Origin of the sequence: Sphingomonas sp. Leaf231, from assembly GCF_001421995.1 — a bacterium.
In the GTDB taxonomy this organism is placed as follows: domain Bacteria; phylum Pseudomonadota; class Alphaproteobacteria; order Sphingomonadales; family Sphingomonadaceae; genus Sphingomonas.
Window position 1 is genome coordinate 514,908 of the sequence record NZ_LMLS01000002.1, and the last position, 22,173, is coordinate 537,080.

14 protein-coding genes are annotated in these 22,173 nt (G+C 67.1%); 9 read left to right on the forward strand and 5 right to left on the reverse strand.

Annotation, left to right across the window (positions count from 1 at the left end):
- Positions 1-354: 354 nt before the first annotated feature.
- From ASE95_RS08670 to ASE95_RS08680, 3 genes are all read right to left on the reverse strand, one after another.
- Positions 355-987 (reverse strand): hypothetical protein, encoded by a 633-nt coding sequence (locus ASE95_RS08670; protein ID WP_056634552.1) that lies wholly within the window; start codon positions 985-987, stop codon positions 355-357.
- Entirely contained in the window at positions 987-1,574 is a 588-nt protein-coding gene (locus ASE95_RS08675) for a hypothetical protein (protein ID WP_156347942.1), read from the reverse strand. The genes ASE95_RS08670 and ASE95_RS08675 overlap by 1 nt, the downstream gene beginning before the upstream one ends.
- A gap of 84 nt (positions 1,575-1,658) precedes the next feature.
- Entirely contained in the window at positions 1,659-4,376 is a 2,718-nt protein-coding gene (locus ASE95_RS08680; protein WP_056634557.1) for a MobA/MobL family protein, read from the reverse strand.
- Between the two features lie 322 nt (positions 4,377-4,698).
- Here ASE95_RS08680 and ASE95_RS08685 point away from each other — a divergent pair, with 322 nt between their 5' ends.
- The 6 genes from ASE95_RS08685 to ASE95_RS08710 all read left to right on the forward strand — a co-directional run bounded on the left by ASE95_RS08685 (position 4,699) and on the right by ASE95_RS08710 (position 11,940).
- Positions 4,699-6,270: a class I SAM-dependent DNA methyltransferase gene (locus ASE95_RS08685; protein WP_156347989.1), complete on the forward strand. Its 1,572-nt coding sequence runs from the start codon at positions 4,699-4,701 to the stop codon at positions 6,268-6,270.
- Between the two features lie 89 nt (positions 6,271-6,359).
- Positions 6,360-6,764 (forward strand): HI0074 family nucleotidyltransferase substrate-binding subunit, encoded by a 405-nt coding sequence (locus ASE95_RS08690; protein ID WP_235528242.1) that lies wholly within the window; start codon positions 6,360-6,362, stop codon positions 6,762-6,764.
- Positions 6,761-7,084: a nucleotidyltransferase family protein gene (locus tag ASE95_RS08695; RefSeq protein ID WP_056634565.1), complete on the forward strand. Its 324-nt coding sequence runs from the start codon at positions 6,761-6,763 to the stop codon at positions 7,082-7,084. The genes ASE95_RS08690 and ASE95_RS08695 overlap by 4 nt, the downstream gene beginning before the upstream one ends.
- Entirely contained in the window at positions 7,081-7,431 is a 351-nt protein-coding gene (locus ASE95_RS08700; protein WP_056634567.1) for a helix-turn-helix domain-containing protein, read from the forward strand. The genes ASE95_RS08695 and ASE95_RS08700 overlap by 4 nt, the downstream gene beginning before the upstream one ends.
- The gene (locus ASE95_RS17255; protein WP_082450020.1) at positions 7,428-8,702 is read left to right on the forward strand and encodes a restriction endonuclease subunit S; all 1,275 of its coding nucleotides are present in this window, start codon (positions 7,428-7,430) and stop codon (positions 8,700-8,702) included. The genes ASE95_RS08700 and ASE95_RS17255 overlap by 4 nt, the downstream gene beginning before the upstream one ends.
- A 25-nt stretch (positions 8,703-8,727) precedes the next feature.
- Positions 8,728-11,940: a type I restriction endonuclease subunit R gene (locus tag ASE95_RS08710; RefSeq protein WP_056634570.1), complete on the forward strand. Its 3,213-nt coding sequence runs from the start codon at positions 8,728-8,730 to the stop codon at positions 11,938-11,940.
- 465 nt (positions 11,941-12,405) lie between these two features.
- Here ASE95_RS08710 and ASE95_RS08715 read toward each other — a convergent pair whose 3' ends face one another.
- Positions 12,406-15,789 carry an amidohydrolase family protein gene (locus ASE95_RS08715; protein ID WP_056634573.1) on the reverse strand — a complete coding sequence of 1,128 codons (3,384 nt, stop codon included), beginning with the start codon at positions 15,787-15,789 and terminating at the stop codon, positions 12,406-12,408.
- Between the two features lie 192 nt (positions 15,790-15,981).
- On the opposite strand from ASE95_RS08715, the gene ASE95_RS08720 reads away from it, so the two are divergent.
- The 3 genes from ASE95_RS08720 to ASE95_RS08730 all read left to right on the forward strand — a co-directional run bounded on the left by ASE95_RS08720 (position 15,982) and on the right by ASE95_RS08730 (position 20,772).
- Positions 15,982-16,722 (forward strand): Crp/Fnr family transcriptional regulator, encoded by a 741-nt coding sequence (locus tag ASE95_RS08720; RefSeq protein WP_056634576.1) that lies wholly within the window; start codon positions 15,982-15,984, stop codon positions 16,720-16,722.
- 68 nt (positions 16,723-16,790) lie between these two features.
- The gene (locus ASE95_RS08725; RefSeq protein WP_056634579.1) at positions 16,791-20,123 is read left to right on the forward strand and encodes a glycosyltransferase; all 3,333 of its coding nucleotides are present in this window, start codon (positions 16,791-16,793) and stop codon (positions 20,121-20,123) included.
- Positions 20,124-20,319: 196 nt separating this feature from the next.
- A complete protein-coding gene (locus ASE95_RS08730; RefSeq protein ID WP_082450021.1) occupies positions 20,320-20,772 on the forward strand; it encodes a VOC family protein in 453 nt (150 codons plus the stop codon).
- Between the two features lie 235 nt (positions 20,773-21,007).
- On the opposite strand, the gene ASE95_RS08735 is transcribed toward ASE95_RS08730, so the two are convergent.
- Positions 21,008-22,171, reverse strand: a complete 1,164-nt coding sequence (locus ASE95_RS08735) for a glutathionylspermidine synthase family protein (RefSeq protein WP_056634585.1) — start codon at positions 22,169-22,171, stop codon at positions 21,008-21,010.
- Positions 22,172-22,173 lie beyond the last annotated feature (2 nt).

Below are 22,173 nucleotides of genomic sequence, written 5' to 3' on the forward strand. Positions count from 1 at the left end.
CACGAAAATCGCAATGTCGGTCATCACGGTCTCGCCCGCCTGCTCCTCGAAGGTGAGGTGGACGAGGTCGGCCTGCGCATCGCAGGCCATCTGGCCCAACCGCAGCCGCGCGAGCGGATCGAGCCGGTGGCCGGCAAGCAGCGCCGCGGACGGCCGCAACGTGCGGTTGCCCAAGAGCATCGTGGAGACAGCGGCGAGGTGAGCGCGGGCGGCGGTGTTGGTTGTCATCTGGTTCTTCCCGATTTCGTCCCCACCATCGGGGACACTTCATCGGACCATTCCCCGTCTGGCGGGCGCCGCGCCGCCATGGCCGAAGGCACCCGCGATCATCATCGCGGGTGCTGGCAGGCATGCTCAGCCGGGCGCGAAACGCGGCGCCCATTCGTCGTGGAACGCCGACCATTCAGCCTCGAAGGCGACCTGTGCGTCCTTGACGACGAGATCGCGGTGCAGCTCCCCCCATCCGCTGGCACGGTGAACCCGTGCTGGCACCACGCAATGCGCGTGCGGGCGCCGCGCCGACAACTCGTCGCCGGGCATATGGACAACGGTAAGGCTGGTCAGGCGGCGTTCGAGCGCGAGGTGGCGGAGCGCATAGGTGCCGACCATCGACAGGATGTCGGCCGGCTGCCAATCGTGACCGAACCGCATCGTCAGGACGACCGCGAGCAGTTGCTGGTGCGGTTTGACCCTGGCGTCATAGCCGGCGAACACCCCCTCCAGCGCATCCGGCTCGATCGCGACGCCGGGCGCGGGCACCAGACGACTGGTCGTGCAGGTGATCGGCCACAGCCCGTCCGGCCCCCACGCCGCATCGTCCGGCTTGCTCGGCTGGAGCTTCGCGCGGGCGAGATCGGCGGTGGTGTTGCGCTTGCCCTTCGCCCGGGGCCGCATCAGCGCGAAGCCGAAGTCGGGCGACGACCCCAGCGGGTCGTCGAACAGCATGTCGTCGGCGGCGGCCGGGCTGATCCATGGGAGCGACGCCATCACAGGTCCCCCCAGATCTGCGCGAGGAAGACATCGGCGCGCTCGAACCCCGCCGCCATTTCGTGGGCGTAAAGCCTGGGTGGTTCGGGGGCGACCTGAAGGCGCCTCGGGCCGAGCAGGATCGAGGTCCCGGGATCCTCGGCCCAGACGTGTTCCGCCACCAGCCAGACCTGGCCGTGTTCCGTCAGCCACGGGCGCCGCTCGTGACACCACAGGTTCTGCTGGCGGCGCCAGCGGCCGACGGCGCAGTAGAGCATCGGCTTGCCCGCGGTCGACGCCTTCACGACCAGCGCGTCGCAGCGCGCTTCGCGCATACCGCGGTCGATGATCGCGATGTCCCCGCGCGACGGATCGATCGAGGGCACCAGCAGCAACTCGGCCGCCGCGACGTGGAGATAGTTGCTGAACGGCGGTCGCAGCATCAGCGACGTCTTACGGTCGAAGGTCCAGCCGGCCCGTTCGGCGAGCGCCAGCGCGCCGGACAGTGCGCGCGCCTGAGCCAGCGCACGCTCCTTGGTGACGATATACATGGAAGTCCTTGTTCTTGCGCGGGGGCGGCGGGCTGCACGCCGCCCCTGCGCGATCATTTCGCCTTCACGGCACAGCCGCAGGCTTCCTCCATGCTTCTTCCCGCCGGCCCCGGCGGTCCTTCCCGGATGTGCGAGCCGCGGCTAGCGCTCTGGCCCCTTGCTCACCGGCGCCGCCGGTGCCGAGCCGGTCACCAATCCCTTCGACCTCGTCGGGCGACCGTCAGACGTCGACATCACGGTTGCTGCCAGGGCAGCCAAGCCACCGACGGGCTTCCTGTCGTCGGCACGTGCCGTATCTTTCTGCTCCGGTAGGTTCCCGGTCGGCGAGGCGGCGCCGACACCGTTCGGCTTCGGCAGCACGCGCCGAATGTCCGGATGCTTGCGCCAATGCTGCCACAAGGTTTGAAGCGCCTCTGGTCCCTCTCCGGTGGTCGGGTCGAACGCTTGCTGCCATATCGCGTCGCCGAGCCGCTTGATCTCCGACGCCTGCGATTTGGCGATGCCGGTCAGCCGCTTGTCGATCAGCACCTGAAAAGACGGGCTGGCCAACAACACCGCGTCGCTCCGCGACAGCGCGTCGACGGTCAATCTCCCGGCGACCCTGATAACCGGGACACGGTTTTGCGCGATGTGCAGGAACAGGGCGTCGAGCTGGTGGCGCCGTCCAAGCTTGATGCGCGAAACTTCGTCGGCCCGACGCGGGACCACATGCGCTGGCCGCGGCTCGTCGCGTGTAACAGCCTCGGTTATCCGATCCGGCGCCGTCGCTTCGGCCGAAGCGGCGGCTTCCCCACTCGCACGATGTCGCCCATCGTTGAAGGGTATAGTCACTGGTTCAGCTGGTGGTGCGGCACCGACAACATACGCACGCCGCTGGATCGATGCGTTGTCGTCTATCGCGTCGTCATTGGCGGGCACGCCCGCCATCGCACCCACCGACGCGAGCGAGCTGGCGCCAGCCAGTGCGCCGATGGCTTGCAGCCCCTGCTGTTCGAAGGTCATTCCAACGGGCGGAGCGAATTCGAGGCCACCCACGAGCTTCAAGCGCGCCTTCCTCTCGCGCGCGAGTTCCGCCAGGCGGGCGTCGATCGCGACATGCTGCAGGTGCAATTTGCCGATCGCTATAGCTGCCGCCTGGATGTCGGCCTCACCCGCCGCGATGGCGGCCTCGACCTTGGCAAGATGCTCCTCCGCTTCCTGCTTGCGCTTTTCGATCGCCCTACGGTGCGCGACGCTACCACTCACCTGGGCAAGGGACATGACGCAATGGTCGAGCGTCGCCTGCGCACGGGACCGCGCCTGGTGACGGAGGCGATCGTTTTCCCACGCCAGATCCCGTGTCTCCGCAAGCGCAAGCAGCACGGCGCGGCGTTCTACCATCAGGGCAACGCCTTCGGACGACCCGGCGACGCTCTTCGCCAGCACACCATCTTGTTGCTGCCAGGGCGCGAAGTAGCTCTCGGTCCTGCGTCGCTCGGCTAGCGCGGCGTATTGCCAGCTGGCAGCCGCATTGTAGCGGCCGACCGTGGTCGGCACGCCCGCCCGCTCCAGCGCGGCGGCCCGGGTGCCGAGGTGGATCTCGGGCTCCTTGTGGATTCCGAGCGCCTCGTGCGACCGCGCGTCGATCCGGCGCTGGATGCCCCGCAGCGCAAGCCGGTCGTTGCAGATGCCGGCGAAGCGTTCCCGCAGGTGTGGCACGAAAGCTTTGCCAGCGATCGCGGCGTTATAGTGCTCCGGCCGCTTGTCCGGCGCGAGGCTGCGGGTGACCTCGACGATCTTTTCCTGCCGGTGCGGATAGCGGACGCGGGTCTCGCCCTTGCGCCTGAACTCCTCGGCAATCTCGAAATCCCACTTGCCCGGGCCGGGCATCCATTTGGCGGGGCGATCATGCGCGATGACGTGAAGGTGGTAGTTGCGTCTGTCGTTGCCCGGGCCCGGCGCGTGGATCACCGCGGTATACATCATGCCCGAGGATCGCCCCTCCGCGTCGAGGGCGAAGGAGCCGAGATGGTCGCAGAAGTCGCGAACGATTGCAGCGCGATCGTCGGCACCAAGTTCATGGGGCAGCTCGGCGACGTAACGATACTGCGTCCGGCCGGCGGAACCGGGCGTGAAGACGACCGGCGGATCCTTGTCCGGCCACCCCGGCGCGCGCCGCAAGACGTCGAGGATCGCCGCGCAGTCACGCTCGTCGGCGCGGTAGCGCTTCGGCTTGAACGACTTCGGCTTCACCCGACTGGTTGCCCATCGGTTATGCTCGGCACGGCAATGGGTGACGAACGCCGGCGGGAGGTCGTCGGCCGCAGCGTTCAGCCACTGGCCGATCACGGCGGCCTTGATACTCAGGCCCGCATGGCCCTGCCGCTCGCAGTGGTCGACCGCCTCCCAGTAGGCGCGGCGACCCTCGGGATCATCCGATATGTTGCTGAAGATGAGCGCGCGATCCGCGATCTCGACCGCATCGCCGCGCTCGACATAGCCGGCGTGGTCGAGCGCCGACGCGATTTCCACAGCCTCGTCCCGCTCGACATAGGCTGCATGGTTCGCCGCCACGGCGCCCGCTTTCGTGCCAAGCGACGATCGGGTGACGCTGCAGCAATGAAAGTGGAAGCTGCTCGTCATCCCATCCGCCGCCCGCGGACGACCCGGACGGGGCAGCGGTGCGCTGAAGTCGGCGGCGATCTTCCACGCACTTCGGCCGCTGGTCGGCCGTCTGGCAGCCTCTTCCTTCGCCTGCTCCTTGATCCGGACCCGCCCAATGAGGAGCAACTGCTCGTCTTCCTCGCGCGCGCGCAGCAGCGCGGCGAACTTGCCATTCGCTGCTTTGATACTCTGGCTGATCGCCCGCTCGCCGACCACGTTCCGCCTCCAGCACGCCGTGCTGACGGCGTGACGGCTTCAGTCTGGAATGGATCGGCGCCGGCCGCCAGACCCCCCATCGCAACGGCAACCAGTGCCTTCCGGATCACCCGCCGGCGGGTGAGGAGGACCGCGCCCGCAAGGCGCCAACCGGACCCGGCGATCGGGTCCGCGCGCCAGCGTCGCTCGGGGTTTCCCCAGCGACGCGGAATTGCGCCTGAAATTTCCTCATCCGCCCTTAAAACCTTCGCCAGATCCATCGCGGTCTGGCGGCGCGGTCCCTGGCCGGGTATCCGTTCGCGCGAGCAGCATTGGGGCGATGATGGCGAGAGCGGCGAAGAAGACGACGGCGGGCGGGGATCTGGGTTTCGAGGCGGAGCTTTTCCGAGCCGCCGACAAGCTGCGCGGCAATATGGAGCCGTCGGACTATAAGCATGTCGTGCTCGGCCTTATCTTCCTGAAGCACATATCCGAAGGGTTCGAGGCGAAGCACGCCCTACTGCTCGCCGAATATCCCGAGGGTGCCGAGGACGAGGACGAATACCGCGCCGACAACATCTTCTGGGTGCCGAAGGGCGCACGTTGGTCGCACCTTCAGGCAAACGCGAAGCAGCCCGGCATCGGCAAGGTCATCGACGACGCCATGCTGGAGATCGAGAAGGTCAATCCGGGGCTTAAAGGCGTGCTGCCTAAGGATTACGCCCGCCCGGGCCTGAACGCGGTGATGCTGGGCGAACTGATCGACCTGATCTCCGGCATCGGCTTCAAGGACGCCAGCAACGCGTCCCGCGATCTGCTGGGCCGGGTCTACGAATATTTCCTCGGCCAGTTTGCCGGCAGCGAGGGCAAGCGCGGTGGCGAGTTCTACACGCCGCGCTCGGTCGTCCGGACGATGGTCGAGATGCTCGAGCCGTACAAGGGCCGCGTTTACGATCCGTGCTGCGGGTCGGGCGGCATGTTTGTCCAGTCGGAGAAGTTCGTCGAAAGCCACGGCGGGCGGATCGGCGACATCGCCATCTATGGTCAGGAATCCAACCACACGACGTGGCGGCTGGCGATGATGAACCTGGCGGTGCGCGGCATCGACGCCGACATCCGCTGGAACAGCGAGGGTAGCTTCCACAAGGACGAACTGCCCGACCTCCGCGCCGATTATGTGCTCGCCAACCCGCCGTTCAATATCTCCGACTGGGGCGGTGACCGGATCAAGCAGGACGCGCGGTGGCAGTTCGGCCCGCCGCCGGCCGGCAACGCCAACTTCGCCTGGCTCCAGCACATCCTGCACCATCTGGCACCCACCGGCACCGCCGGCGTCATCCTGGCCAACGGGTCGATGTCCTCGACCCAGAATGGCGAGGGCAACATCCGCCGGGCGATGGTGGACGGCGACGTGATCGACTGCATGATCGCGATGCCGGGCCAGCTCTTCTATTCGACCCAGATCCCGGTGTGCATCTGGTTCCTGGCGAAGGACAAGTCGAACGGCATCGGCCGCAGCAGGAAGCTGCGCGACCGTCGCGGCGAGATCCTGTTCATCGACGCGCGCAAGCTCGGCCACATGGTCGACCGCACGCGGCGCGAGTTCAGCGATGCGGATATCGCGAAGATCGCCGACACTTATCACGCTTGGCGCGAGGGGGAGGGCTATGCCGACGTTCCCGGCTTCGCCTGCGCCGCCCGCCACGACGTCATCGCTGGCCACGGCTATGTTCTCACGCCCGGTCGTTATGTCGGCGCCGAAGACGTCGAAGCGGACGTCGTTCCTTTCGTCGAACGCTTCGCCACCCTCCAGGCGACGCTGGAGGAGCAGTTCGCCGAAAGCGCGCGGCTGACCGACGTCATCCGTCAGCGGCTGGCGGGAGTGGTCGTGCCGGACGAGCGCCCGAATGTGTAAAGAAAACCGCGAAAGTTTTGCACGTCGCGGCGCATGTGTAAAAGAAACCGCGATGTTTTTGCAGGACGATGCGAGCCGGGAGAGCTGTCGTGCCGATTGATCTGACACCGCTCGCCAGCGCGATCGCCCGGCTCGAAGAAGGTCAGGCGCGCTATCTAGGTGACACGTCGGACACGCAGATCCGCGATGGCCTGATCCAGCGATTCGAATTCACCTATGATCTCGCGCACAAGATGCTGCGCCGCTATTTGGCGATGAGCGACGCCAACCCGGATGCCGTTGCGCAGATGAGCTTTCCCACGCTCATCCGCACCGCGAACGAGCGCGGCCTGCTGTTGAACGAATGGTCACGGTGGAAGCAATATCGCGACGATCGGAACATCACGTCGCACACCTATGACGAGACGAAGGCGATTAGGGTCGTTGCCGGGATACCCGCCTTCATCGAAGAGGTGCGATACCTGCACGACATAATGACGCAGCGAGCCGAATGAGTTCGCCGATCGCCATCGAAGCTCGGCATGATGCGATCGTACGCGAGACGCTGCTGCAGCATCTTCCCGCCGACACGACCGTCTATGTCTATGGCAGCCGGGCAAAGGGCAGGGCACGGCCCATGTCCGATCTCGATCTGGCGCTATGCGCGTCGAATCCGATCCCGCCGTCGGTCATGGCCGATCTGGCGGAGGCATTCGACGAAAGCGACCTGCCTTGGAAGGTCGACCTGATCGACTGGACGACGACGAGCGACCGGTTCCGCGCGATCGTCGCGCCCGACCTTCGCGTGCTGGTGCCAGGACGGCTGACGGCGTGAACGCTGGTGAGGCAAGCGTCGCCACCGAGGCGCGCGGCGTTGCGCAGACGGCGAAGGACACGCTGGCGCTGATCGAAGGGATGCGGGTGCTGATGGCCGACTACAAGCAGCGCATCCGGGCCGACCACCCCAAAGGCTATTCGCAGGACCTGCTCAACGAGCTGTTCCGCCACCCCTATACGCGGATCAAATATGTCGAGCAGGAACTAGGTGTGTCCCGACCGACCGCGACGAAATATCTCGACACGCTGGCGGCGGCAGGATTTCTGGACAAGCAGCGGATCGGACGGAATAACTACTATATGAATCAGCGGCTGGTGGCGTTGTTTGTGGATGGGGCGGCATGACGACATCATGGGAGACCATGTCGCTGAAGCAAGCTGGCGTAGCGTTGATCGATTGTGTCCATGCGACGCCGAACCCAGTAGCGTTCGGCTACCCCTATGTAGCCATTCCGCAGATGACTGGTGGCCGCATTGCTTTTGACGACGCAAGGCAGATCAGCGCCGACGACTTTGCAACTTGGACCAAGAAAGCCCGGCCCAAGAAGCATGACATCGTCTTGTCGCGGAGAACGAACCCGGGGGTGACCGCGCCGGTCGGCGACAGAGTCGACTTCGCTGTCGGACAGAACCTCGTCCTATTGCGTGCCGACGGATTGCACATCCTGCCCGAATTTTTGCGATGGTTGGCTACCAGCCCACAATGGTGGGCGCAGATCGACAAGTTCATGAACGTAGGCGCCATATTTAACAGCTTGCGTTGCTCCGACGTGCCAAACTTCTTGCTGCCCATTCCTCCTATCACTGATCAACGAACTATTGCCGCCGTCCTCTCCGCCCTCGACAACAAGATTGAACTCAACAGGCGAATGAACGAAACGCTGGAGGCGAGCGCGCGGGCGTTGTTCCGGGACTGGTTCGTCGATTTCGGCCCCACCCGCGCTAAGGCCGAAGGCCAACCCGCCTGGCTCGCCCCCGATCTCTGGTCCCTCTTTCCCGACCGCCTCGGCGACGATGGCGTGCCGGAGGGGTGGCAGATGAAACCACTCGACAAGATTGCTGAGTTCTTGAACGGGCTGGCCTTGCAGAAATACCCGGCGGTTCCGGGCGAGAAGGATATTCCAGTCATAAAGATTGCGGAAATGCGATCCGGCATATCGGCAAACTCGAACCGCGCGTCACCGGGTTTGCCGTCGAAGTACATCATTGAGGACGGCGACTTCCTGTTTTCTTGGTCAGGCAGCTTGCTTGCCAAGTTCTGGACAGGTGGCCGAGGTGCGCTGAACCAGCACCTCTTCAAAGTAACCTCGCTGGAGTATCCCGCGTGGTTCTATACCCACTGGGTCTGGCACCATTTGGAGGATTTTCAGATGATCGCGGCATCGAAGGCGACGACGATGGGTCATATCCAGAGGGGGCATTTGTCAGCAGCAACTACGATCTGTCCTCCGCAGCCTTCTGTCGTGGCCTTTGGCGAGATCATTGCGCCGTTACAGCAGCGTATGATCGACAACCTGATCGAATCCCGCACCCTAGCCGCCACCCGCGACGCCCTCCTTCCCAGGCTGATGTCAGGCGAACTCCGCGTTCGCGACGTCGAGGCGTTGGCGGCATGACGCGCGCTCCCGGCACCCGCGCCTGATGGCGAAGCTCACCGAATCCGTCGTCGAGGACGCAGCGCTCGCCTGGCTGGCTGAACAGGGCTGGCAGGTCGCCTACGGCATCGACGCCTCGCCCGACGGCAAGGCGCCTGAGCGCGCTGCCAACACCGACATCATCCTAACCGCGCGGCTGACTGCCGCGGTCGATCGGCTTAACCCGCAGATCCCTGCCGACGCGCGCGCCGATGCGATCCGCCGGGTGCTGGCGGTCGAGATGCCGGGGCAGGTCGAGGAAAACCGGCGGCTCCACCGGCTGATCGTGGAGGGGGTGCCGGTCGAGTATCGCGCGGCCGATGGCGCGATCCGTGGCGACCGGGTGCGGCTGGTCGATTTCACCGCGCCCACTGGTGGCTTCGACATGAACGACTGGCTGGCGATCAATCAGTTCACCGTCATCGAGCGCGGCCACACCCGTCGGCCTGACATCGTGCTGTTTCTCAATGGCCTGCCCATCGGGGTCATCGAGCTGAAAAACCCGGGCGACGAAAACGCCACCGTCACCGGCGCCTATAATCAGCTCCAGACGTACAAGAGCGAGATCGGATCGCTCTTCCGCACCAACGCGCTGCTGATCGCGTCGGACGGTATGACGGCGCGGATCGGGTCGCTGACCGCCGATCAGGAACGCTTCATGCCGTGGCGCACCGTCGACGGGGAGGACATCGCGGCCAAGGGCGTGCCCGAGCTGGAGGTGATGATCGCCGGCGTGCTCGACCGGCAGCGCCTGCTGATGCTGATCCGCGACTTGACCGTGTTCGGCGACACCGGGCGCGGCATCGTCAAGATCATCGCCGGCTACCACCAGTTCCACGCTGCCCAACGCGCTGTCGCCGCGACGCTGCGCGCAGTGCCGGGCGTATTAGCGGCGGACGCGATGCGGGAAAGCCCGATGCGCTACGGCTTGCCCGACGCTGCCGCGCATCCGGCCGGCGACCGCCGGATCGGCGTGATCTGGCACACGCAGGGGTCGGGCAAGAGCTTCCTGATGGCCTTCTACGCCGGGTTGCTGGTGCGCGAGCCAGCGCTGGAAAATCCGACGATCGTCGTCATCACCGACCGCAACGACCTCGACGATCAGCTGTTCGCCACCTTCTCGATGTGCGCCGACTTGATCCGCCAGACGCCGATCCAGATCGACAGTCGCGAGGACCTGACCGAACGGCTCGACCGCGCGTCCGGCGGGGTGATCTTCACCACGATGCAGAAGTTCGCCCCTCCGCCGGGGACCAGCGACTATCCCGCGATCAGCGACCGCCGTAACGTCATCGTCATCGCGGACGAAGCGCACCGATCGCAATATGGCTTCCGCGCGCGGATCGACCGCAAGACCGGCGAACTGGCCTATGGCTTCGCCAAGTATCTCCGCGACGCGCTGCCCAATGCCTCGTTCATCGGCTTCACCGGAACGCCGATCGAGAAGGATGACGTCAACACCCCCGCCGTGTTTGGCGACTATGTCGACGTCTACGACATTGCCCGCGCGGTCGAGGACGGCGCGACGGTGCCGATCTACTACGAGAGCCGGCTGGCCCGCATCGAGCTTCCGCCCGAGGAACTGCCGGTCATCGACGCCGAGATCGACGGCCTTACCGAAGACGAAGCGCTCAGCGAGCAGGAACGGTTGAAGCAGCGCTGGTCCGCCGTGGAGAAGCTGGTCGGATCGAAGAAGCGCCTGGAGATGGTCGCCGCCGATCTGGTCGCCCATTTCGAGGACCGGCTGGCGGCAATGGACGGCAAGGCAATGGTCGTCTGCATGAGTCGCCGCATCTGCGTGACGCTTTATGAGGCGATCGTGGCGCTCAGGCCCGAATGGCATAGCGACGACGACAAGACGGGCGCGGTGAAGGTCGTGATGACCGGGTCGGCAGCCGACATTCCTGCATGGCAGCCGCATATCGGCAACAAGGCGCGGCGCGACCTGCTGGCAGCCCGGGCGAAAGACCCGACCGATCCGCTGCGGCTCGTGATCGTGCGCGACATGTGGCTGACCGGCTTCGACGCGCCGTCTATGCACACCATGTACATCGACAAGCCGATGCGCGGCCACGGCCTGATGCAGGCGATCGCGCGCGTGAACCGCGTGTTCCGCGACAAGCCGGCGGGGCTGGTGGTCGATTACATCGGCATCGCCCAGAACCTGAAGAAGGCGCTCGGCCAGTATTCCGCCTCCGACGCTGCCGAAACCGGGATCGACGAGGCGGAGGCGGTCGCGGTGCTGCTCGAGAAGTTCGACGTGGTCCGCGCGATGTTCCACGGCTTCGACTGCACGCCCGGCGTTTCCGGCACACCGGTCGAACGGTTGAAATGCCTGGCCGAAGCGATCGAGTTTATCCTCGCCCGGCAGCATGAGGCGGCGGCGAAGGAAGCAAGCGACGAGGCCCGCAAGGCAGCGCACCGCCGTTTCCAGGACGCCGTGCTCGCGCTGACCAAGGCCTTCGCGCTGGCCGCGGCCAGCGACGAGGCCCGCGCGATCCGCGACGACATCGCCTTCTACCAGACGGTCCGCGCCGCTCTTGCCAAGACGGGCGGCGGCAGCGGCTCTGCGAAAGACCGCGACTTCGCCGTCCAGCAGCTTATCGACAAGTCGGTGGTGTCGACCGAGATCGTCGACATCCTGCGCGCCGCCGGCCTCACAACGCCGGACATCTCGATCCTGTCCGACGACTTCCTGGCCGAGGTGAAGGCGATGGAGCGGCCGAACCTGGCGCTGGAGGCGCTGAAGAAGCTGCTCGGTGACCAGATCCGCTCGCGCAGCCGCACCAACGCCGTCGAGAGCCGCCGCTATTCCGAACGGCTGACCGACGCCATCGCCCGCTATCACACCAACGCTGTCAGCACGGTCGAGGTGCTGCAGACGCTGATCGACCTCGCGAAGCAAATCCGTGCTGAACAGGCCCGCGGCGAGTCGGAAGGGCTGACCCCGGAGGAGATCGCTTTTTACGACGCGCTCGCCGACAATGAGAGCGCCGTTGACATCATGGGCAACGACAGCCTGAAGGTGATCGCCGCCGAACTGGTCAACAACCTGCGCGCTAACGCCACCGTCGATTGGTCCCACCGCGAGAGTGCCCGAGCCAGGATGCGTGTGCTCGTGAAGCGAATTCTGCGTAAATACGGCTATCCACCCGACCTTCAGGATGCAGCTGTCCAGACTGTCATCCAGCAGGCCGAATTGCTGGCAGGCGCATGGTGATTTTTCGCGAAGGCAAGGCGAAAACCTGCCTGGCGCGGTTTACAGGGCCTCGGCTAAGCTATTGATTTCACGATGGCCGATTTAGGTCGGTTTACAGCAGAAACGACAGTTTTCTGCCATTTCCTGTAGCTTGGGAAGCTTCTGCTCTACCATTGAGCTACACCCGCGGCGTGATCCCGTTGCCACGGGCGCCGGGGTCGCGTCAACGCGATTCGGCGCTGTTTTCCAGCGCGAAGGCGATGGCCCATGCGCGCCCATGCGCACCGTAGCCGTCGGCGATGCTCAAGGCACCGCGTCGTGAAACCCATCGTCCTGCGCGCGATGCACGTGCACGGAGCCGGAGATGCCGTCGACCGGCGGAGCAGGTGAGCGTCCGCCCGACCATCCCCCGCCGGTCATCATTGGTGCCCCGTCACACCGGCAGACCCGTGCGGCGCGACAAGGGCCGTTATCGGTAGCGAGGCGTCAATCGACGTCGCCGTGCCCGTGACCGACGGTAATGCGAGCGCCGGTGTCCGCACCGCCATCAGCGCCGTTTTCCCACCAGTAAGGCAGACGCTTGCGCGTGCCGGTCGCTACTTCGTTCAGCGTCGCTGCATCGTAGAGGCGGCCGCCCAGCATCACGCGCGCCACCTTGTCAGTATTGCGGATGTCGGCGGTCGGATCGGCGTCGAGCACCACCAGATCGGCAAGCTTGCCCGGCTCCAGCGAGCCGACGTCCTTCTGGTAGCCGAGCGACGTCGCCGCGACGATCGTGCCCGCGCGCAACGCCTCGACCGGCGTCATCCCGCCGCGCACGAAGCTCCACAGTTCCCAGTGCGCGCCCAGGCCGGGCTGCTGCCCGTGCGCGCCGATTGCAACCGGCACGCCCTTGACCGCCAGTTTCCGCGCTTCGCGCGCGGTGACGCCATCGACGTAATCCTCTTCGGGCGCGATCTCGCGGCGGGCGTTCTGCGCAGCCAGGAGGGCAGGCGGCGCGTGGCGCGTTAGCAGCGGGTGCCGCCACACGTCGCTGTGGGCGCGCCAGTATGGATCGCCCGCCGGTCCGCCGTACGCCACGACCAGTGTCGGGGTGTAGCCAACGCTCGTCTGCGACCACAGGCTGACCACGTCATCGTAGAAACGTTCGAGCGGGACATTGTGCTCGACGGTGGAATTGCCGTCCTGCACCAGCGACATGTCGAGCGTGAAGAGCGAACCGCCCTCCGGCACGACTTCCATTCCCTCGGCCTGTGCAGCGGCGACGACCATCTGCCGTTGTTCGCGACGCGGCTGGTTGTAGTTCTTGACGCTGTGCGCGCCCTGCGCCTTCAGCCGGCGGACGATCGACAGCGCATCGTCGTACGTGTCGATCTGCGCATACACGTCGGGGCTCTTGGCGCCGTAGATCACCTCGCCGGTCGAGAAGGTGCGTGGTGCCAGCACCATGCCGGCCTGCTGCATTTCGGCCGCGGGGAAGATCTCCGCCGAGCGCGAGGAGGGGTCGTGGATCGTGGTGGTGCCCAACGCGAGATTGGCCATCGCGGACCAATTCTGTTGCGGGACCAGTTCGTCGTCGCCCTGTGGTCCGTGCGCATGCGCATCGACGAAGCCGGGAACGATCGTCTTGCCGGCAACGTCGACGGTCGTCGCGCCGGCCGGAACCTGTACGGAAGCGCGGGGCCCGACCGCGACGATCCGGTCGCCGCGGATAAGAACGGTGGCGTCGTCGATTGCGCCGCCATCCGCGCTCGCCATCGTGATGACGCGCGCGCCGGTCAGCGCGACGGTGCGGGTCGGCTTGGCTGCGGCGACGTCCATCGACAGCGACACGCCGGTGCGCGGCGCGACGAAGCCGGGCGCGTCGTCCCCGACGGGGGCCTGACGGAACAGGGCGGCGGTATCGGCGGAATAGAGCGTCGGCCCGGCGCTCCAGTGCAGGCGCTTGCCGCCACCGGACCAGTTGATGAAGTCTGCGCCATCGCCGCTGACGCGGGTCACCGGTAGGGCGCCGGATTTAATATCGACTTCCACCGCCTGCTTGCCGGGCATCAAGGGCATGACGAATGCCTCGTAATTCTGGCGGAACGCAACGTAGTCGCCGCCGGGCGAGACCTGGAAATCGTTGACCAGTTCGCCCGCTGCGTGGACGCGACGGTTTTCGCCCGACAGATCGGTGCTGACCAGCTGGCGCTTGTCACCCTCGTTGACGATCAGGAACACGCGGTCGCCGGCGGTGCCGAACTGCGGCGCGGCTGCGTCTTTCGCAACGCGGACCGGTGCGCCGCCAGTGGTCGCCACGCGGTACACGCCGATGCCGGGGTTGCCGCGCGGGGCGGTCAGCTGACCGCCTTCGCCCTGTTCGAACACGATCGTCTTGCCATCGGGCGAGAAGCGAGCGCGACGGTAATGGCCCGCAACGGTGGTGACGGTCTTCGCCGCGCCGCCGCTGGCCGCCACGGTACGGATCTGACCCAGCCCTGCGTCGGTCCAGCCGGTAAACACGATCGTGCGGCCGTCGCGCGACCAGCTCGGCCACAGCTCCATTTCATCGGTGCCGCGGGTCAGCCGCTTCGCCGCGCCGCCGGCCAGCGGCTTGACCCACAATTTGCCAAGCGTCTCGAACACGACCTGCCGGCCGTCCGGCGATACGGTCGCCCACCGCGTCGCCTTCGTCGCGAAGCGATCGGGTGCGACGTCGACCTGCGGGTGTACCGCCTCTGCGATCACGCGGGTGTCGTCGATGCGGAACGGGATCACCGTCGCGCCTGAGCCATCCGCCCCTACACGGCGCAGCTTGCCGCCCGCCCAGAAGACCAGCCCGGTGTCATCGGGCGTCCAGCTCATGTTCGGATAGACGCCCGTCACCGCCCATGTTTCCTGCACGTCGCGGTCGAGCGGGCCGTAGACGATGCGTTCCACGCCGGTGGCGAAGTCCTTGACCCATAACTTCGAGATGTTGTTGTCGCGCCGCACGAATGCGATCCGCTTGCCGTCGTGCGAGGGTGTGGGGCGCACCGATCCGCCGACGCCGGTCACCGCCGTCGTGATCTCGCCGGAGTCGATGTCGTAGCGTTCGATGTCGAACAAGGCGGTGCGCGAATTCTGCGCATATTCGAAGATCGGCCCGGACGACGTGTTTCGGGTATAATAGATGCTCTTGCCATCTGGCGCGTAGGTCGGCTCGCCCAGTTCCTTTTGCAGCACTTCACTGGCGCGCTTCACCAGTTGTACGCCGCCGCCACCGGAGACATGGTACAGCCACACCTCGCCCGTGCCGAGCGAGCGGCCGGTGGTGAAATGCTTCTTGGCGGCGATGAAGCGCCCGTCCGGGCTCCACGTCGGCTGGTTGAGCAGGCGGAAATCTTCCTTCGTCACTTGCCGCTTGTCGCTGCCATCGGCGTTCATCACCCAGATGTTGTCGCCGCCGCCGCGATCGGAGGTGAAGGCGATCCGACGTCCATCCGGCGAGAAGCGCGGCTGGTGCTCGAACGCCAGACCCTCCGCGATACGCGTCGGCGAGCCGCCGGCGACCGGCATGGTGTAGATGTCGCCAAGCAGGTCGAAGGCGATCGTCCGCCCGTCCGGCGCGACGTCGACATTCATCCAGCTGCCTTCGTCGACCGACATCCTCACCTGTCGCGTGCGCAATCCGCGCGGCGCGTTGACGTCCCACTTCGCTGGCTTGGCCGCGGTGGTGCCGGCCTCCGTCGATACCGGGGCGGGTGGGGGGAGCGCGTCGGCGGCAGTGGGCAGTGCGGTCGTCGCTTCATTCTCGGGCGCCTGGGTCTGTTCGACCGGTTTGTCGGCGGGCGGCGTCACTTGCGCGGCTAGCGGCGCGGCGAGGAGGCAGAGTGCGACGGCGGTCATGGCACGATAGGTCACGATGGTGTCTTGTCCCCAGTTTCGGCGACATGGTTAGCCGATCCGCCAGCAGGGTCACGAGGGAAAAGCGCGGCTGTGCCAAACATCTGCGGAAAGTGCGCGGCTGAGTAAAATGGATCAGCGTCGAGGCGGTACCTGTCGCGTTAGAGCCGCGGCAGTCTTTGCCGGGAACCCCTTGTGCTAGAACGATTACCTTTCCATCGCTTCAAAGAATTCAACCTGCTTGACGATGCCGACCGGCAGGCGGTGTTCGCTCTGGGCGAAGCGCCCGTCGATCTGCCGCGGCACGCGGTGTTGCGGCGCGAAAGCGAACCGCCGCGGCATATCTACATCCTGCTGAGCGGGTGGGTGGGATCGTCGGTGCTGCTGCCTGGCGGCGAGCGACAGATCGTGAAGTTCCACCTGCCGGGCGATCTGCTCGGCACGCCCAGCATGTGCCTGGCGCAGGCGGCGGACACGCTGACCGCGTTGACCGCGGTGACGATCAGCCGCGTGCCGGTGGCGGCGTTCGGCGCGCTGTTCGCGAGTTCGCCGCGTTTCGCCGCCAGCATGTTCCTGAGCGTGCAGCGCGAACGGGTGGCGTTGATGGACCGGCTGGCCGCGATCGGCCGCACGTCGGCGCTCGCACGCGTCGCTGCGTTGCTGCTCGACATCGACGACCGCCTGCGTGTCGCCGGGATCGCCGATGGCGAGGGCTTCGAGCTGCCGGTGACGCAGGAACAGATCGGCGACTATCTCGGGCTGACTGCGGTTCATGTAAACCGCGTGTTCCGGCAGATGGTGGAAGGTGAACTGATCGCGCGCGATCGCCAGCGGATCGTGCTGCTGGACGCCTCCCGGCTGCGATCGATGTCGGCGCGTCAGCAACGGGTGATGTCGCGTGATAGCAGCTGGTTATCGGGTGAGCATGCCGCGTAGGTTAACTGCTTCTTGGTGATGTGACCGTATCGCCGCCCCATCGATCTGGCGATGGGGCGGATACAGGCGTGGCGATATTCTACGATGCCAGCGGGCGACGCGCCCGGTGGGTGCGCCTCGCGATTGGTGCGGGGGTGGCGATCCCGTTGCTGCTCGTCGCGATGCTGGCCACGGCGATCCTGCGCCCGATGACCGGCACCGCGCCGCGGTTCGCACCACGCCTTGATGCGCCGCATCGTCGGGATGTGTCGGCGCCGGTGGCGGTCGAGGCGGGGGCATGGTTGCCGCCACGCAGCGGTGCGCGGCTGACCGGCGGGACGATGGGCTTCTACATGCCGTGGGACGCGCCGTCGCGCCGATCGCTGGCCGATCATGTCGGCGAACTGGAATGGCTGGTTCCCGGCCTGGCCACCGTCACCGGCGCCGACCATCGCTTCGTGGCGGAAGAGGATTGGTTCATGCGCGGCGTGGTGGCGCGCGCCGCGACACCGCCGCGCGTCCTGCCGATGGTGCAGAACGCCGCCGACGACGGCAGCTGGGACGGCGCGGGCACCGCTGCGCTGCTGGCCGACCCGGTGGCGCGCGCGCGGCTGGCAGCTCAGATCGTCGCGCTGGTCACGCGCGAGCGCGGGGCGGGCGTGATGCTCGATCTGGAAAGCCTGCCCGCGACCGCGCACCGCGATTATCGCACGTTCCTGGGCGAGCTGCGCACCAGCTTCGCGCCGCGCGGATGGATGGTGATGCTGGCCGCGCCGGTCGCCGATCCCGACTGGGACCTGCGTGCCTATGCCGCTGTAGCCGACCGGCTGGTGTTGATGGCCTATGACGAACATTGGATGGGCGGCGCAGCGGGGCCGATCGCGTCGCAGCCGTGGTTCGCACGCGTCGTCGCGCAGGCGGTAGGGCGGGCCGGGGCGGACAAGGCGATCGTGGCGATCGGCAGCTACGCTTATGACTGGGACGGGCGCACCACCACCCCGCTGGGTATCGACGATGCATGGGCGCTGGCCGCGCGCGCGGGCACGGTGCCGCGGTTCGACGCGGCAAGCGGCAACAGCCGCTTCGATTATGACGCGGCGGGCCGGCACCATCAGGTGTGGTTGCTGGATGCGCCGAGCGCCGCGAACCAGATGGCGGTGGTGCGCCGCACCGGCGCGGCCGGCGTGGCCCTGTGGCGGCTCGGCAGCGAGGACCCGCACGTCTGGCGCACGCTGTCCGGCGCGGGGCGACCCGACCTGCGCGCATTGCCGGCGCCGGCGGGGATCGCGGTGCGCGGCACCGGGGAGATCATGCGCATGGCCGCCGAGACGCGCGCGGGCGAGCGACGGGTGACGTGGGACGGCGAGTTGATCCGCCAGGCATCCTATGTGCGGCTGCCGCAGCCGGACGTGGTGGAGCGGACCGGCGCGCATCGCCGGCAGATCGCACTGACCTTCGACGACGGTCCCGATCCGGCATGGACGCCGGCGATCCTCGACGTGCTGGCGCGCGAGAAGGTCCCGGCGACGTTCTTCGTCACCGGTGCCAATGCGTTGGGGCAAGGCGCGCTGTTGCGGCGGATCGTCGCGCAGGGCAGCGAACTGGGCAATCACTCGACCTCCCACGCCGACCTGTCGCGCCGTTCCGAAGCCGCGATCGCGCTGGAGCTGAAGGCGACCGAGCGGCTGGTAGAGGCGTATACCGGACGGGCGATGACGCTGTTCCGGCCGCCTTTTCTGGGCGATGCCGATCCCGACCGCCGCGACGAACTGCACGCCACGCGCGTCGCGGCGCGGCTGGGGTATGTGACCGTCGGCCTGAACGTCGATCCACTCGACTGGCAGGGTCCGGCGGCGGCGGTGATCGCGCGGCGGGTGATCGCGCAGGTCGCGGCCGGCACCGTGGAACGCCCGGCGCAGATCGTGCTGCTCCACGATTCGGGCGGCGACCGGACCCAGACGCTCGCCGCGCTGCCGCTGATCATCCACGGATTGCGCGCGCGCGGATACGATTTCGTCGCCACCTCGACGCTCGCGGGGCTGGACCGGGGGCAAGTCATGCCGATGTTGTCGGGCAAGGAAGCGGGCAGCGCGGCGGGCACGCGCGGGTTGTTCGACGGGCTGGCATGGCTGCGCGATGCGGGTGCCGCGCTGTTCGCCGCCATCATCGCGATCGGCATCGCGCGCGCGCTGGCACTGACTGCCCTGGCGCTGTGGCAGCGGCGGCGTGAGGCGGCGCCAGCGGGCGCGCCGCACCTGGTGCCGACGTTCGTCTCGGTGCTGATCCCGGCCTTCAACGAGGCGCGGGTGATCGAGGCGTCGGTGCGCGGCATCCTGGCCAGCACCGGGCCGCGCATCGAAGTGATCGTGATCGACGACGGATCGACCGACGGCACGTCGGACGTGGTGGCGCGCACGTTCGGGATCGATCCGCGGGTGCGGTTGCTGACGCTGGAGAATGGCGGCAAGGCGCGCGCGCTGAATACCGCACTGGCGCAGGCGCGGGGCGACGTGGTGATCGCGCTGGACGCCGATACGCAGTTCGAACCCGACACGATCGCCAAGCTGACGCGCTGGTTCGCGGACCCGCGGGTCGGCGCGGTGGCGGGCAATGCGCGGGTCGGCAATGGCCACAACCTGATCACCCGCTGGCAAGCGCTGGAATATGTCACCGCGCAGAATCTGGAGCGGCGTGCGCTGGCGGCGCTGGGTGCGGTGACCGTCGTGCCGGGCGCGGTCGGCGCGTGGCGGCGCATCGCGCTGGACGCGGTCGGCGGGTATCCCGAGGACACGCTGGCCGAGGACCAGGACCTGACCATCGCGGTGCAGCGCGCCGGATGGCGCGTGCGGTGCGACAATGACGCGGTTGCGTGGACGGAGGCGCCGGAGACGGTCCGTGCGCTGTTCAAGCAACGGTTCCGCTGGGCGTTCGGGACGCTGCAATGCCTGTGGAAGCACCGCGCCTTGCTGGGCCGGGGCGGCGCTGGCGGTCTGGGGCGGGTCGGGTTGCCCCAGGCATTGGTGTTCCAGTTCCTGTTCACGCTGGCCGCGCCGTTGATCGACATCGCCTTGCTGCTGGGCGTCGGCGGCACGGCATGGCGGGTGTACGATCGCGGCTGGGACGCGGCGGGCGGTGATGCGCTGACCGTCGCGGCCTTCTGGGCGGCGTTCGCGGCGATCGACCTGCTGTGCGGCTGGATCGCCTATCGGCTGGACGGACGCGAGGCACGCTTCCCGGCGGTGCGGCTGTTGATGCAGCGGTTCGGTTACCGTCAGTTGCTGTACGCGGTGGTGCTGCGCGCGATCCATGTCGCCGCCACCGGGCCGAAGGTCGGCTGGGGCAAGCTGGAGCGGACCGGCAGCGTCGCGGTGACCGGCGCGGCGGAGGACGCAGGAGAAGAGGCATGGCGCGTCGCGGCCTAGGCGATGTTTGTAACCGTTCGTTGCCGAATGTTGCGAATGTTGAGACCCCTGCGCGGCGAATGTTGAGGGTGGGGCGGGGCAGCATGACATGGTCGTGCCCGAGGACGGCGATGTAGGACAGCGCCCGTGGTTCGGTGCTGGCGTCGCGCATCAAAAAAGATAACGTGCGGCGAAATCTCGATTGGGAGAGTCGCCGATGTCATTGTTATCCGCCCTGTTTCTAATGGCAGCGGCTACGCAGCCGGCAAGTGGGTCACCCCCGGCGCAAGGCGAACATGTCGCGATCCAGGCGTCGGACCTCGACCGCAGCGCCACCTTCTACCGCGAGGCGTTCGGGCTGCGGCAGATCCGGACGCCGTTGGCCAACCGTCGCTGGTTCGATCTGGGGCACGACTTCGCGCTGCACATCCTCGACGGGCGGACGGCGCCCAAGCCGTCGAACATCAACGAGCATCTGGCGATCCATGTCGACGATCTGGCGACGGTCACCCGCTGGCTCGACGCGCAGCGACGGCCGTGGACCGACCTGGCCGGCAAGGCGCGGACGATGCAGACGCGCTTCGACGGCGTGCGGCAGATCTATACGCAGGACCCGGACGGTTACTGGCTGGAAGTGAGCGACAGCCGGGGCGTGGCGACGAAGCCGTAAGTATCCGTGTCGGGGCGTTCAGTCCGCCCCGTGCCGCCGCAGCGAGGATGCGCCGGGGCGTTCAGGCGGGACCGACCCGCGGCCCCGACGGCCGGCAGGTGGCGATGACGCGGGCTGCCGCGCTCGCTTGTGGGTTGTTCGCTGCATTCGGGGGCGCGCCTGGCCGTCGTTTCGGCGGGCGCGGTCTGAATGTCGAGCATCCCCGGGGGGCGCTCACGACGACGGCGAGGTGGCGTCAGACGATCGCGTGAGGGACGAAGCGGGCGAGGTCGCGGGTGATCGGGCCGTCGTCCTCGCGGATCGACATGGCGACCGGTTCGTCACCCACGATCCACGAGCCGATCACCGCGTGCTGCCCGTCGAATACCGGCAGCGGGCTGAGCGTCTGGACGATATGCCCCTCCTCGCCGTAGCCGCCCTCGGGACCGCGATCGTCGGCGGCGCCGTCGTGCAGGTGGATGTCCCAGCCCTCGCGTGAGAACAACGGCTTGCGCACCCAGCGATCGCCGATCGCGGCGACGCCCGCGGCATCGTCGGCGAAGGCGGCCGGAAGCAGATTGGGATGGCCGCGATGCCGTTCCCACAACAGGGGCAACATGCCCTTGTTCGACAGCAGCGCCTTCCATGCCGGTTCGAGGAACAGCGTCTTCGTCGCGGGCAGATGCGCGGCGTAGGGCTCCCGCAGCATGTCTTCCCACGGGTAAAGCTTGAACAGCGCCGCGATCAGCACCGTTTCCTCGTCGACGAACTGTCCCTCGCCATCAACGCCGATGCGGTCGATCGCGACGAAGGCCGCGTCGAGCTTCGCCTGTCGGGCGACATCCTCCAGATAGCGGACGGTCTGGCGGTCCTCCTCATGGTCGGCGACGCTGGCGAAATGGACCGTGCTGCCGGCAGTGAACAGCGCGCCGAACCGCGCCACCAGCGCGTCGTGGAGGCGGTTGTACTGGTCCGCGCCGGCCGGCAACGTGCCGTCGGCAAGGCGATCCTCCAGCCACTGCCATTGGAACAGCGCGGTCTCGTAGATGCTCGTCGGCGTGTCGGCGTTGTATTCCAGCAGCTTGGCCGGGCCAGTGCCGTCATAGGCGAAGTCGAACCGGCCGTAGAGCGACGGTGCCTTCGCGCGCCACGATGCCGCCACCACGTCGCGCATCTCGGGCGGGATCGCCAGCCGATGCATCAGCGTGTCGCTGCCGACGACCTCCTCGACCAAGGCGAGGCACAGGGTGTGCAATTCGGCGCTGGGCGCCTCGATGCGCTCCTCTACCTCGTCCAGCGAGAAGCGGTAATAAGCGCGCTCGTCCCAGTAACGCTGGCCGTCCATGTGGTGGAAGGTGAAGCCCATCTCGCGGGCGACATCCTGCCAGCCGGCGCGCTCACCGATGACGATGCGCTCCACGC

Excerpts from the sequence above, each read along its gene's own strand:
- ASE95_RS08670 (WP_056634552.1), bottom strand. The coding sequence starts at position 987 with ATGGCGTCGCTCCCATGGATCAGCCCGGCCGCCGCCGACGACATGCTG.
- ASE95_RS08675 (WP_156347942.1), bottom strand. The coding sequence starts at position 1,574 with ATGATCGCGCAGGGGCGGCGTGCAGCCCGCCGCCCCCGCGCAAGAACA.
- ASE95_RS08685 (WP_156347989.1), top strand. The coding sequence starts at position 4,699 with ATGGCGAGAGCGGCGAAGAAGACGACGGCGGGCGGGGATCTGGGTTTC.
- ASE95_RS08695 (WP_056634565.1), top strand. The coding sequence starts at position 6,761 with ATGAGTTCGCCGATCGCCATCGAAGCTCGGCATGATGCGATCGTACGC.
- ASE95_RS17255 (WP_082450020.1), top strand. The coding sequence starts at position 7,428 with ATGACGACATCATGGGAGACCATGTCGCTGAAGCAAGCTGGCGTAGCG.
- ASE95_RS08710 (WP_056634570.1), top strand. The coding sequence starts at position 8,728 with ATGGCGAAGCTCACCGAATCCGTCGTCGAGGACGCAGCGCTCGCCTGG.
- ASE95_RS08715 (WP_056634573.1), bottom strand. The coding sequence starts at position 15,789 with ATGACCGCCGTCGCACTCTGCCTCCTCGCCGCGCCGCTAGCCGCGCAA.
- ASE95_RS08730 (WP_082450021.1), top strand. The coding sequence starts at position 20,320 with ATGTCATTGTTATCCGCCCTGTTTCTAATGGCAGCGGCTACGCAGCCG.